11 protein-coding genes and 1 tRNA gene are annotated in these 12953 nt (G+C 67.9%); 2 read left to right on the top strand and 10 right to left on the bottom strand.

The window, feature by feature from the left end:
• Window positions 1-1926, top strand: coding sequence for a DNA primase (dnaG, locus tag HQ312_RS09165; protein ID WP_027505740.1), 1926 nt, complete (start codon window positions 1-3; stop codon window positions 1924-1926).
• Here dnaG and HQ312_RS09160 read toward each other — a convergent pair.
• Both HQ312_RS09160 and HQ312_RS09155 read right to left on the bottom strand, forming a co-directional pair.
• Complete coding sequence (locus HQ312_RS09160) at window positions 1923-2159, bottom strand: hypothetical protein (protein ID WP_027505741.1); 237 nt, start codon at window positions 2157-2159, stop codon at window positions 1923-1925. The genes dnaG and HQ312_RS09160 overlap by 4 nt on opposite strands.
• A 129-nt stretch (window positions 2160-2288) precedes the next feature.
• Window positions 2289-2361 (bottom strand) — tRNA-Asn (locus tag HQ312_RS09155).
• A 167-nt stretch (window positions 2362-2528) separates the two neighbouring features.
• On the opposite strand from HQ312_RS09155, the gene HQ312_RS09150 reads away from it, so the two are divergent.
• The gene (locus tag HQ312_RS09150) at window positions 2529-3422 is read left to right on the top strand and encodes a siderophore-interacting protein (protein WP_056445764.1); all 894 of its coding nucleotides are present in this window, start codon (window positions 2529-2531) and stop codon (window positions 3420-3422) included.
• Between the two features lie 107 nt (window positions 3423-3529).
• Here HQ312_RS09150 and HQ312_RS09145 read toward each other — a convergent pair whose 3' ends face one another.
• From HQ312_RS09145 to treS, 8 genes are all read right to left on the bottom strand, one after another.
• Window positions 3530-4090 (bottom strand): hypothetical protein, encoded by a 561-nt coding sequence (locus tag HQ312_RS09145; RefSeq protein ID WP_222638409.1) that lies wholly within the window; start codon window positions 4088-4090, stop codon window positions 3530-3532.
• A 4-nt stretch (window positions 4091-4094) separates the two neighbouring features.
• Entirely contained in the window at window positions 4095-5027 is a 933-nt protein-coding gene (locus tag HQ312_RS09140; RefSeq protein WP_051613353.1) for an SDR family oxidoreductase, read from the bottom strand.
• A gap of 170 nt (window positions 5028-5197) precedes the next feature.
• Window positions 5198-6304 carry a diguanylate cyclase gene (locus HQ312_RS22185; protein ID WP_222638408.1) on the bottom strand — a complete coding sequence of 369 codons (1107 nt, stop codon included), beginning with the start codon at window positions 6302-6304 and terminating at the stop codon, window positions 5198-5200.
• 51 nt (window positions 6305-6355) lie between these two features.
• Complete coding sequence (locus HQ312_RS09130; protein ID WP_027505889.1) at window positions 6356-7420, bottom strand: YihY/virulence factor BrkB family protein; 1065 nt, start codon at window positions 7418-7420, stop codon at window positions 6356-6358.
• Between the two features lie 45 nt (window positions 7421-7465).
• Window positions 7466-8500 carry an NAD-dependent epimerase/dehydratase family protein gene (locus HQ312_RS09125; protein ID WP_222638407.1) on the bottom strand — a complete coding sequence of 345 codons (1035 nt, stop codon included), beginning with the start codon at window positions 8498-8500 and terminating at the stop codon, window positions 7466-7468.
• A gap of 60 nt (window positions 8501-8560) precedes the next feature.
• Entirely contained in the window at window positions 8561-9661 is a 1101-nt protein-coding gene (locus tag HQ312_RS09120; protein ID WP_222638406.1) for a diguanylate cyclase, read from the bottom strand.
• A 103-nt stretch (window positions 9662-9764) separates the two neighbouring features.
• Complete coding sequence (locus tag HQ312_RS09115) at window positions 9765-10712, bottom strand: methionyl-tRNA formyltransferase (protein ID WP_056445750.1); 948 nt, start codon at window positions 10710-10712, stop codon at window positions 9765-9767.
• Window positions 10713-10749: 37 nt separating this feature from the next.
• The gene (gene treS / locus HQ312_RS09110; protein WP_027505747.1) at window positions 10750-12933 is read right to left on the bottom strand and encodes a maltose alpha-D-glucosyltransferase; all 2184 of its coding nucleotides are present in this window, start codon (window positions 12931-12933) and stop codon (window positions 10750-10752) included.
• Window positions 12934-12953 lie beyond the last annotated feature (20 nt).

Genomic DNA, 12953 nt, shown 5'->3' with positions numbered 1-12953 from the left:
GTGGCCGGCCGGATACCTGAACGCGATGTAGCCGCCATTCGCGAACGCACTCGCATCGAGGACATCGTCGGCGAGTACGTCGCACTGAAGGCTCCGCGAGGCGACTCCATGAGCGGGCTCTGCCCGTTCCACGACGAGAAGAACCCGTCTTTCCACGTCCGGCCGAATCACGGCACCTTCCACTGCTTCGGCTGTGGTGAGGGCGGCGACGTGTACACGTTCCTGCAGAAGATCGAGCACATCACGTTCGTCGAGAGCGTCGAGCAACTCGCGGATCGGCTGAGCTACTCCATCTCGTACGAGGGTGGCGGCACCTCGGTCCAGCGTGATCGTGGGACCCGGTCCCGCCTCGTCGCGGCCAATGCGGCAGCGCAGCAGTTCTACGCCGAGCAACTCGGATCACCCGAGGCGCAGGCGGCGCGGGACTACCTGACGCAGCGCAACTTCGATGCCGCTGCGGCACAGGAGTTCGGGTGCGGGTTCGCCCCGAGTGGGTGGGACACGCTCACCAAGCATCTGCTGAACAAGGGCTTCGAGTTCAAGGAACTCGAGGCGGCCGGGCTGTCCCGCGAGGGCAAGCGGGGTCCGATGGACCGGTTCCACCGTCGATTGCTGTGGCCCATCCGCAACCTGTCCGGTGACGTCATCGGCTTCGGCGCACGCAAGATCTTCGACGACGACACGATGCCGGGAAAGTATGTCAACACCCCGGAGACGTTGCTGTACAAGAAGTCTCAGGTGCTGTTCGGCCTCGACCTGGCGAAGAAGGACATCGCCAAGGGGCATCAGGCCGTCGTCGTCGAGGGCTACACCGACGTCATGGCCATGCATCTGGCCGGGGTCAAGACGGCGGTCGCCTCGTGCGGTACCGCCTTCGGTGACGAGCATCTCGCGCTCCTGCGTCGGCTGCTGATGGACGACAAGTTCTGGCGCGGCGAGATCATCTACACCTTCGACGGGGACTCCGCTGGCCAGGCTGCCGCGATGAAGGCCTTCTCGGGAGACCAGAAGCTCGCCGGCCAGACGTTCATCGCGGTGGCTCCGGACGGGATGGATCCGTGCGACCTGCGCCTCGAGAAGGGCGACGCGGCTGTACGTGATCTCGTCGCGCGTCGTACCCCACTCTTCGAGTTCGCCATCCGCGGCGCACTGTCCGAGTGCGATCTCGACACCGCCGAGGGGCAGGTCGAAGCACTGCGCCGCACCGTGCCGATGGTCGCGCAGATGAAGGACCGTGCGCTGCGCGACAACTACGCGGCTCGGCTCAGCGGCTGGGTGGGTTGGATCGACGAGCGCATGGTGGTCAACCGGGTGCGCGAGGAAGCGGCGAAGATCGCGAAGGGTGGCGCGCCGGCGCCGCTCCGGCGGCCGGTCCGCAGTACCGAGACCGAGAAGGCCGCGCCGGTCGGTCCGGCGCATCCGGCGCGCAACGACCCCACCCTGTGGCCGCAGCGCGAAGCCCTCAAGGCCGTCATGCAGCACCCCGGTATCGCCGGGTCCGTGTTCGATTCGCTGCCGCCCGAGACGTTCGGGCACCCGGCGTACGCCGCGGTGTCCGAGGCGGTCCGCGAGGCCGGTGGAACGGCCGCGGGGCTCGGGGGCGGGGAGTGGCTCGATGCCGTCGGCAAGAAGGCGGAGCCGAAGGGATTGCGCTCACTGGTCACGGAACTGGCCGTCGAGGCCATGCCCATCTCCGACGAGGCGACCCCGCGCTACATCTCGGGTGTGCTCGCGCGCCTGCAGGAAGTGTGGGTAGGCCGGCAGGTCGCGGAACTGAAATCGAAGCTGCAGCGCATGTCACCCATCGACAAGCCGGACGACTACAACGCGCTGTTCGGCGACCTCATCGCGCTCGAGCAGTACCGCCGCAGCCTGTTGGAGCAGGCAGTCGGCAGCACCACGGACGCGGAGTTCCCCGCTGTCTAGAGCTTGTCGTGCGGGATGTAGAGCTGAGTGTCGTCGACCTGCTTCATCGGCTCGAGCTTCGGCTGTGTACTGAGGGTGTCGGCCAACTTCTGGCGTCCGGCCGACACGACCTTCTTCGTCGCGGGACTCGACGCCACCGCCTTCGTCGCGCGGCTGATCTGTTCGTAGCGCGCCCGCCCCGCCTTGGTGCCGAGCACGTATCCGGCAGCGATGCCGGCCAACATTCCCATCATGTGAGCGTGAGTCCTTTCGAGACGTCTGAGACCATCCTGCCCGACGTGACCGGGCACGGCGAACTCCCCGGGGCGGGTGCGGCGAAACGAGAAGAGCCCGTGACCGACAACGGTCACGGGCTCTGCGTGCTCCCCCATCTGGACTTGAACCAGAAACCCTTCGATTAACAGTCGAATGCTCTGCCAATTGAGCTATGGGGGAATGTTCGTGGCTCCGACAGCACCCTCTCGGATGCATCCTCGCCGAGAAGAGACTCTAACCCATGGCACCCGTCGACCACCAAATCGCCTCGTCCTGGCACCACCACACCCGGCCTGGTCAGGGTAACCTAACTCGGAACGACGACCTCGACTGCGGGAGCACCGACGATGACCGACGACACCGAGCCGACCTTCTACTGGGCCGAGGTGGTGGACCGGACGACACTGAGCCCCAACCTCGTTCGCCTCACCTTCGGCGGAGAGGACCTGCGCCGGTACCGCCCGGCCGGTGTGGCCGACGAGTGCGTCGCGCTCTACTTCCCGGCTCCCGGCGACGCTCGGCCGCCGGCCATGCAGTGTGTCGACGGGGTGTGGTGGTACCACGACGACGCCACCCGTCCCGAGGGACGCAACTACACGGTGCGACGGGTGACGGACGCCGGTGAGCTGGTGATCGACTTCGTCGCCCACGACGGCGGGGTGGCCGCCTCCTGGGCGCTGTCGGCGCGACCGGGCGACGTCGTGGTCGTCACTCCGCCGCGGCACTGGTTCGCGCCGCCGGCGGACACCGCGTGGTTCCTCCTCGCGGCGGATCTCGCCGGGCTTCCGGCGCTGGGCCGAGTGCTCGAGGAGTTGCCCGCGAACACTCGGGCCCACGCGATCGTCGAGGTTCTCGACGAGGCCGACGTGCAGACGTTCGAGTCGGCGGCCGAGGTGACAGTGCAGTGGTGCATCGGGTCCGGTAACGGGCACGGTCCCGGAGTGCTGCCGGACGCGGTGCAGGCGTGGGAGTTCCCGCCGGGCGAGGGTTACGTTTTCTTCGCGGGGGAGGCCGCGGACTCGCGTGCCGTCCGCAAGTACGTGCGCCGCGAGCAGGGTATGGGCGTCGACCGTTTCGACATCATCGGCTACTGGCGCGTGCGAGCCGAGCAGTGGCTCGCGAAGTACACGGCGGTGGAGAAGGAGGTGTCCGCCGTCTACGTGGGCGCGCTGCAGGAGGGCCGTTCGGAGTCCGAGGCAGCCTTGATCTACGACGAAGCGCTGGAGAAGGTGGGGCTCTAGAACGCGGTCCACGCGCTCCCCGGCGTGCAAGGATGCCCCATGAGCTCACTGCAGCCGTTCCACGTCATCGTTCTCCTGCTGATCGTGCTGGCGGTGGTGGGCCTGATCTACGCACTGGTGCGGCGGCGCTGACGCCCACCCTCCCGGCGCACTCCTCGGCGCGCGAACTCCAGGAGCACCGCACCCGAAGCGACTCCTGCCACGATGTCGATCCACATTCGGTCCGCCCCGGCGACGGCCAGGACGAAGCCGAGCACCCCGAGAACGGTCAGCACCGAGCCCAGGACGTCGAACAGTCGCAGGTGCCACAGGCGCGCCAGGACGACGAAGTGCACGCCGACCACGACGGCGACCCAGGCGACCCCGGCCTCGGGCAGTCCGAGAGGCCCCGCCACGATGCGGATGCCGACGAAGAGCAGCACCACCTCGGCGAGCACGATCACGACGTAACCGCGTCCGAACGGTGTGACACCCGCGGGCACCGTGGCCACGGGATTGCGCGCGATTCCCACGAGAACGGTGATCGCGGCCGCCGCAGCGGCCACACAGAACGCGAGACGCAGGAGTGTCGGCGACGACGTCGAGTTGACCACCACGAACACGAGTCCGAACACGGCGCCGATGAGGGATCCGAGCTTCTGTGGGGGCAACCGGCGTCGGGTGGTCATGGACTCAGTGTGGACGGTCTCCGGTCCGCGCGGTCACTTTCCGCGGGGGAGGTGCGGTCCTGGAGTGGAATACATTGCCCTCCGAATCGTCTTTGGGCTCGCGTGCGATGCCGAAACGCCACATCAACGGCCCGACGAGTCGATCGAAGACCGCCGGCACCAGCGAGTAGCCCGCCGACGCGAACTTGTTGACGAGACCGAACACCGCATCGGCGTCCCGCTCACGTTGTGGGCGCCGGACGACCGCCGCGACGGCACGGGCGATGACCTCGGGCTCCGCGACGGGGGGAGGCGGCGATCCCGCTCTCCCGACGACGGTGGCGGCCTGCTCGTAGATCGGCGTGTTCACGGCACCGGGTGCGACGGCGCTGACGTGCACGCCGGGATACTGCCGAACCTCCTGCTGGAGAACACGGGTGAGGCCGCGCAGCCCCCACTTGGACGTGACGTAGGTGCCCATCCACGGCACCGCGATACGGCCCAGCAACGAGCCGATGACCACGAGGTGGCCGTGCTCCTGGTCGCGGAACACCGTCAGCGTCGACCGTGCGACGTTCGCGGACCCGAGCAGGTCGACCGACACGGCGTGATCGAACACCTCTGCCGGGGTGTCGAGGAACGTCCCGTAGGACATCACGGCGGCGGAGTGCACGCAGACGTCGAGGCGGCCGAACTGCTCGACGACCTCGGTGACGACCTTGGTCACGTCGTCGCCGCGCACCACGTCGACCGGCTTGACGGCCACCGCGGCGGCGCCGCGTTGCAGGCATTCGTCGGCCACGGCGGCCAGACCGTCACGGCCACGGGCACACACGACGATGGACCAGCCGCGCTCGGCGTAGAGGTGGGCGGTGGCGCGGCCGATACCGCTGGACGCGCCGGTGATCAGGATCGTCCCGGCGGATCGACGATCGGTGGGAGAGATGGACTGGGTCATGGATCACCTCGAGTATCGACGCGCTGCCGACGTCGGCGCGCGTCCGGAGAGTCGACGGCCGAGACCGTCGATGGTGACGCCAGTTCTCGACGCCGTCGACGCCGCGGATGTGACCGGCGGCGTCCCAGAGCAGTACCCCGAATTCGGAGTCACGAGCAGGACGAGACCGATCAACGCCGATATTTCTCGCGATACATCGCGTTGTCCGCCCGCCTCATGAGTTCGTCGAGGTCCGGGCCGACGCCGCCGGGGGCGGGGTTCCACACCGCGACCCCCGCACTGACGGAGAGCCGCGCGGCGCCGAGCCCGTCGAGGGCGGTCGCCCCGAGGTCGAGGACCTCCTGTTCGCCGGCCCCGGGGAGGACGACCACGAACTCGTCGCCGCCGACGCGGGCGATCAGATCGTCGGAGCGAAAACTCCTGTGGAGAATTCCGGACAGTCGTACCAGCGCCGTGTCGCCCGCGTCGTGGCCGGCTCGGTCGTTGATCTCCTTGAGACCGTCGAGATCGAGATAGAGGACACCGACGGGCACGGCATCACGTTCGCAGTCGGCGAGCGCGGGCGAGGCGCCCCGCGCGAGACCGCGCCGGTTCAGCAGCCCCGTCAGGTCGTCTCGGTGAGACAGCGAATCGGCTCGAGCGCGTGCTCGATCCACCGACCGGTAGCGCTCCCACAGCAGACCGATGGTGCGGATCCGTACGTAGTGGATCAACCCCGCCACCAGAACGGTGCGCACGATCGCGGCCGCGAAGGTGCGCACCCCGACGTCTCCGATCCCGTTGACCGAGGCAAGGGCGATCCAGGCCAGTACGCCCCCGGTGACGACGACGACCACGTGCCATCGTCGTTGCAGCAGCGCGGCGGCGGCGACGATGGAGAGCGCGAGTCCGAAGGCGGGGAAACCGGAGTCCGCATCGGCGTTGCCCAGAACTGGACTGGCGATGATCAGGGCTGCGGCGACGAACGTCACGACGTCCGTGTGACGGTAAAACCACACGGCCCGCGGCGTGTGCAGTGCCCAGAACGTCGTGGCCGCGAGCGCTGAAACCAGCAGGTTGTAGGACTGAACCCACCAGTGGACCGCGTAGTCGGGGTCCGTCACCACCCACAGGAACACCGCTCCGTACAGGACGGTGCTCAGCACGCAGATCGCGGCGAGGCCCTGGACGACCACCACGTCCGATCGCACCGGATCGCCGTCGTGGGCGCTGTCGCGCCACTGCCGACGCGCTCGGCGTGCGGACGCCACCAGCGCGCCCGCCCCCGTGTCACTCACTCGCGCAGACCGCCCTCGCTCCGGGCTCCCATGGCCCGTGTCACCACCACGCTACCGGGCGGACGAGTCCTCGCCACGTGAGAGGCGCAGGGCGCGACCACGTTCGACGTGTTCGCGATCGGTCTCCTCGTTCTTCTCCGAGACGCGCGTGTCGCGCGGTGGAAGCTGCAGATGGTCCTCGGCCTCGATGCCGGCCTGGAGTTGGCGGCCGCGTTCCAGCTCGGAATCGAGTTCCGCCCCGAACAGCAGAGCGAGGTTCGTGATCCAGAGCCACAGCAGGAAGATGATCACGCCGGCCAACGAGCCGTAGGTCTTGTTGTAGCTGCTGAAGTTCGCGACGTAGAAACCGAAGAGCACGGACGCGAGGATCCACACGACGATGGCCATGCCGGCCCCTGTGCTGATCCATCGGAACTTCGGCTGCTGCACGTTGGGTGTGGCGTAGTAGAGGATCGCGACGGCCAGGACGATCAGCGCGAGGACGACGGGCCACCGCGCGATGTTCCACACCGTCAGTGCGGTGTCGCCGGCACCGATCGCGTCACCCACGGCCGTGGCGACGGGACCGCTGACGGCCAGCATGAGTCCCGCTGCGGCGATGCAGATCAGGCCGACCAGAGTGACGACCAGCATGACCGGTCGCAGCTTCCAGATCGGTCGGCCCTCGTCCACCTCGTACATCCGATTCATGGCGCGGCCGAACGCGCCCACGTAGCCGGACGCCGACCAGAGGGCGCCGGCCAGACCGATGATCAGGGCGAGTCCGGCGGTGGGCGCCTGGACGAGCTGCTCGACCGGTCCGCGCAGTGTGTCGACGGCGGACGAGGGCCCCAGGTCGGACACGATGTCGAGCACCGCGGTGACGGTGCGCTCGCCCTGCCCGAACACGCCGAGAAGGGACACGACGGCGAGAAGAGCCGGGAACAGCGACAGCACCGCGTAATACGTGAGAGCAGCGGCCAGATCGGTGCACTGGTCCTTGGAGAACTCGCGCGCGGTCTTGCGCAGGACGTAGAAGAACGACGGCTTGGTGAGATCGGTGGGTGAATCGGGCTTTCGAGGATCGTCCGGGTCCGCGTGGGCCGGGTCATCACCCGTCGTCTGCTCTCGGGTCATGGACTGCGGACTACCCGCACTCACCCGACGCAAACCGCCGCCGGGTCACGCGGACAGCGGCGGGGTCGGGACGTCCTCCACCTCGTGCACGCCGCGGACGAACTCGGCGAGAGCGTCCTGCGCGGTGTGTCGAGGCGCCCACTCCAGCAGGTCGCGGGCGCGACCGGAGTCCATGATGGGAAGCCGCAGCACCGCGTCGAACAGGCCGGGGTCGGTGGGAACGAGGCGTGCGGTGAACAGAGCATCGAGGGCGAGTCGCACCGCGGACGCGGGCAGAGGGATCAACCGCGCGCGGAGAATTTCCGCGAAGGTGGCCGGGGTGATGACGGGGTCCGCCGCGAGGTTGAACGCGCCCGACACCTCGCGCACCGCCGCCGCGGCGAATGCTCGTCCGACATCGCGGGAGTGCACTCCCTGGAACACCAGATCCGCGATGTCAGGGAAGACCGGGACGAACGCGGGTCGCACCAGCCGGGCCGGGACGAAGGGTCCGCCGAACAGTCGACGCTGTTCCGTGGACGCCGACGCCTCGAAGACGAAGGCCGGGCGCATCCGGACGACCCGGAGGTCGGGATTCCGCGTCTCCACCCGGTCGAGCACACGCTCGAGATACGACTTCTCGCGCGTGTAGGCCGCGCCCTGCCAGCCGTGCGTCGGCCAGTCCTCGGTCACCCGAACGTCTTTCGATCCCGGGGAGTAGGCACCGACCGACGACGCGTGCACCAACGCGCTCACTCCGGCCGCCGCCGCGGCGTCGAAGACCCGCATCGCGCCGACGACGTTGACGTCCCAGGTCTGCACCGGATCGCGCGACGGCTGGAACTGCCACGCCAGGTGTACGACGACGTCGACTCCGTCGAACAGCGGGACCAGGTCGTCCCGTGCGATGTCCGCCTCGACGAACGTCGTCCGTGCGGGAGCCCACGCCGGACGACCGTTCGCCGGCACGGGCGAGCGCCGCGCGATCGCACGGACCGCGGAGACCGCCGGGTCGTCGACCAGCGCGTCGACGACCGAGGTCCCGAGGTTTCCCGTCGCTCCGGTCACGGCCACGACGAGCCCACTGCGTTGTTCCGGCATGTCGTGGCGATACCCGTGCGTCGGGGAGCCAAACGGGTACCCCGGCTCCCGCGTCGCCGTTCAGCGCCGTGACTTGACCCGATACATCGCGTTGTCGGCGCGCCTCGTCAGGTCGTCGAGATCCGGCGCGTGTGGTCCCGGACTCCACACTGCCAGTCCGACACTGACGGACACCTCGGTGGTCATCGAGAGATCGCGGATGGACGCACCCAGATCCAGCGCCACGGTCCGGTCCGTGTCGGGGAGAACCACGACGAATTCGTCACCGCCGACGCGGGCGACGATGTCACTGCCGCGGAACGCGGTCCCCAGCATCTCGGCGAGTCGTACCAGTACGGCATCTCCGGCATCGTGCCCGAGGGTGTCGTTGACATCTTTGAGACCGTCCACGTCGAGGTAGAGAACGCTCACGGGCCGAGACTCTCGTCGGCACCGATCGAGTTCGGTCGCCGCACGTCGCTGAAGGCCGCGACGGTTCGCCAGGCCGGTCAGATCGTCGACGTGCGACAGGGAGTCGGCCCTGGCACGTTGCTCGTCGACCATCCGATACTTCTCCCACAGCAGGTCGATGGTCTTCATGCGGAAGTAGTGGATGACCGCGACGACGAGAACGGTTCGCAGCACCGACACCGCGAAGGTCTGCACGCTCACGTCGGTGCCGTGAGCCACCGCCAACGCCGTCCACGCGCACACCGCCAGCGTGGTGAACGTGACGATGTGGGCGCGACGTTGGAGTATTCCGGCGAAGGCCACGATGGCCAGAACGAGTCCGAAGGCCGGGTACGCAGACCCCGCGCTGGCATAGGCGAGGACCGGACTGCCGACGACGAGAATCGCGGCCACCAGGGTTACCGCGTCCGTGTGCCGGTAGAAGATGCCGGCACGCGGGGTGTGCAACGCACACCAGGTGACTGCGGCGGTCACCGTGACCCCGAAGGTGTAGGTCTTCGACCACCAGGAGAACGCGTAGTCGTCGGCCGTCGTCATCCAGACCAGGACAGCGCCGAACAGGAGCGTGCAGAGTGCCGTGATGGTGGCGAGTCCTTCGACGATGACGAGGTCGGAGCGCACCGGATCACCCGCGCGCGCCGTGGATCGCCACACCGTCCGTGAGTGCTGCGCACGGTCCGTCCACGAACCGGGACCGGTGATTCTCGCCATGTAGACCGTCCTCGTGACCAGCCCCCGTCACCCGCTTCCAGGTGAAATGTACTCGACCCGACCCGTTCGTGATCCCGTTCGCGCGACCTGCCGGAACCGGACGTCAGGGAGCGTCGGTGAGGTACCCGCCGCCGCGGGGGAAGTACTCCGCCGCGGGGATCGTGCGGTCGTCGTCCTCGGTGCGCACCGCGTCGATCACGAGCGCTCGGTTACGGCCGAGGTGGGCGTTCGGGCCGGAGACGATCGCCATGCCGTCACCCTCGTGGATGAAGACGCGACCGGGTGTACCGCCGTAGATGCCCTGCGACACATGCGCTTCGACGATGCGGAGCCGACGGCCACGGTGATGGGTCCACGCGTTGGGGTAGGGATCGGACTGAGCGCGGACCAGACGGTCGATGTCCTCGGCCGGCCACGTCCAGTCGATACGGCTGTCGATGTCCGCACGCTTGTGGAAGAACGTCCGCTGCGAGAGGTCCTGCGGGGTCCACACCGCGGTACCGCTCTCGATCGCGCCGAGCGCCTCGAGCAGTACCTCGGGAATGAGGTCGATGGTCGCCTGCACCAACTGGGTCGCGGTGTCGCGCGGGCCGATCGGAACGGACCGCTGGATGACGACGTCGCCGGTGTCGAGTTCGTCGTCCATACGGTGCGCGGTCAGGCCGGTCTCGGCCGCGCCGCTGATCAGCGACCAGATCACGGGGGAGAAACCCGTGAACCGGGGCAGCAGTGAGTCGTGCAGGTTGAGGGTGCCGTGCGGCGGCATGTCGTAGATGGACCGGGGCAGCTTGGTGCGCCAGTTGTTCGCGACGATGATGTCCGGCTTCGCCTCCTCCAGTGCGACGCGCAGCGCATCGTCCGGAGTGAGGGCGAGGTGGACCGGCACGTCGTGGGCGCGTGCCAGATCTTCCACGGAATCCGACCAGATCGACTCGTACGAGTGCTCACTGGGAGGATGGGTGACGGCCAGGACCACCTCGTGATCGGACTCGATGACCGTCCGAAGCGTCGTGTGTCCCCAGGTCTGATAGCCGAACATCGCCACTCGCATGCTGGTTAGCCTAACCTTGCCCGACCACCGCTCGGCATCAGCCCCTGAGCATCACCGGGACGCCCTGGTAGGGCTGCAGGGTCATCGGGAAACTGCCCAGCTCGTCGACGACGGCGATGTCCTGGTCGGTGAACAGGTCCACCACCGTGGCCCCGCCGGTGAGGTGCTTCGACTGCACCGTCGCGTGGATCTCGTCGCCCGTGAAGTTCAGCACCGTCGCCGAGATGGATCCGTTGCCCAGCTGGTGCACCAGGACGAGCAGTCCCTTGTGCGACACGGACGGGACGTCGAGCTGGGTGGCCGTCGCGATGCCGTACCTCGTCCGCACATCGAGGATGCGGGACAGCTGACGCGCGAACGACGTCGAGTCCTTCATCTGCTCCGGCAACGAGCCGTAGAGACTGCGGCCGCGGGGGATCCCGGACTCCGACCGGGTGGCGTCGGGCGAGGTGTTCATGAGGTCGTGAGCCCCACGGTTGATCCAGCGGGTGTCGCCCTCACGGATGAGATCGGCGACCTCCTCCGCCGGCACCGGGAGGATGCCGGTGAGGTCCCAGCCGGACAGCGCGAACACGCCCGGTTGCAGGGCGTTGTACATGGCCAGCATGAGATGGGCGCGCTTGACCGTCTCGATGTCGGTGTCGTCCATCCGGTCGAGGTCGCGAATGCCCAACGACGCCGTGATGACCGACGCGGTGGTGCACGCGATCCCGTTGTTGGTGAACGTGCGGTTGTACGGTGCCCACCGGCCGGTGAGTCGTTCGCACAGTTCGGCGCGGATCTGGTCCCCCAGATCGCCGCCCTTGATCACGTCGCCGCCGTACGAGAACTCGTCCTCACGGTGCAGGGTCGCGAAGTGCACCAGCTCGAAGGTCATCTCGTCGTGATTCTGCAGCGCGTGCACCAGCGAGGCGGTGTCCACACCGTGGTCCCGCGCCAGATTCATGGTGAGCCTGAGGAACTCGGTGTTCCCCATGACGAGCGCGTGGTGATAGGCGGGGCGGTTGATGAAGTCGTAGGACAGATCGGCGCCGCTGCTTCCCATCGCCTTGATGTCGTCGATGGTGAGGTTCAGCTCCTGGAAGGTGAAGCCACCCATCTTGCGCACCACACTGGAGATGAGGTGATTGGCGGCCTCCGAGAGCGGGTGGCCCTCGGACCATCCCGGACCCTCGGTCCGGCGCTCGACTCCGAGGAACCCGTTGGCGTCGAGACGCAGTGCGCCGGCGCCGAGGTCCGCGATGGAGTGGCAGGCGTCGCCGATGACGAGGCGCATACCGGCGAACGAGGGATCGAGCCAGTTGATGGAGGGCTGACCCGCCTTGAAGTAGTGCAGGTACACCCAGCGGCGCTCGACCCCGTCGACTCCGCGGATGACCGGCGTGGCACTCCAGTTGGTCTCCTTGACGCCCATCTCGTAGAAGATGACGCGCTGGAGCTGGCCGACGATGTACCCGGCACGAGCGAGATTGGCCTCGGACTCGGCATCGATGTTCACCGAGTCCTGGCCCGCCTTCACGCGGGGGAGCAGGTGCCAGTCCTGCGGCTCGATCTCCACCATGTGGTAGATGCCGGGGTAGTCGGAGACGTTCATCTCCGCCAATCGGAAATCGGCACCCTTGCCGGTGTGTCCGGGGACGATGTCGTCGATGACGATGCCCTCGTAGGCGGACGCGACGACGCACAGCCGCCGGAACTCCTCCTCGGAGCCGAACGCCGGGTCGATCTGCATGCTGACGCGGTCGAAGTGGCCGTCGACCGACGGTGTGGCATGCCACCCGTGCAGTCCGCCGGCCTCCTTGACGGGGCCGGTGTGCACGGCCGTGATGCCGATGTCCGAGAACACCTGCCACAGGGCCTCGTCGCCGAGCGTGCCGAGAAAGCTCTGTCCTGGAGCCGCGATGAGCGAGATGGGATACGCGGTGAACCACACGGGTGCGCGCTCGACGGCTCCGCGCGGATCCGGCGACGCGTAGGGGTTCTGCCACATGCTGCCCTTGCCGGACAACTGTTCCGCGATCAGCTTGGCATCGTGCAGCATCGACCGGTCGACGAGCCACGACACGTACTCGGGATTGGAGGCGTCGGCGTCACCCTGGGGCAGCGCGCCCGCAGTGCGGTACGCACGACGCACCGACGGCTTCAACGGGCGAGGCCTGGCCGGGTAGAAGCTCTCGTCGTACGTGATCTCGCTGGGTTCGTGCTGAACTTCCGGATCCACTGTTCCTCCGATGTGACGGG

The organism is Rhodococcus sp. BP-316, assembly GCF_019836105.1.
Taxonomy (GTDB): Bacteria; Actinomycetota; Actinomycetes; order Mycobacteriales; family Mycobacteriaceae; genus Rhodococcoides.
Note: the sequence above shows the minus strand (reverse complement) of the source record. Positions and strands in the feature narration are given on the sequence as shown.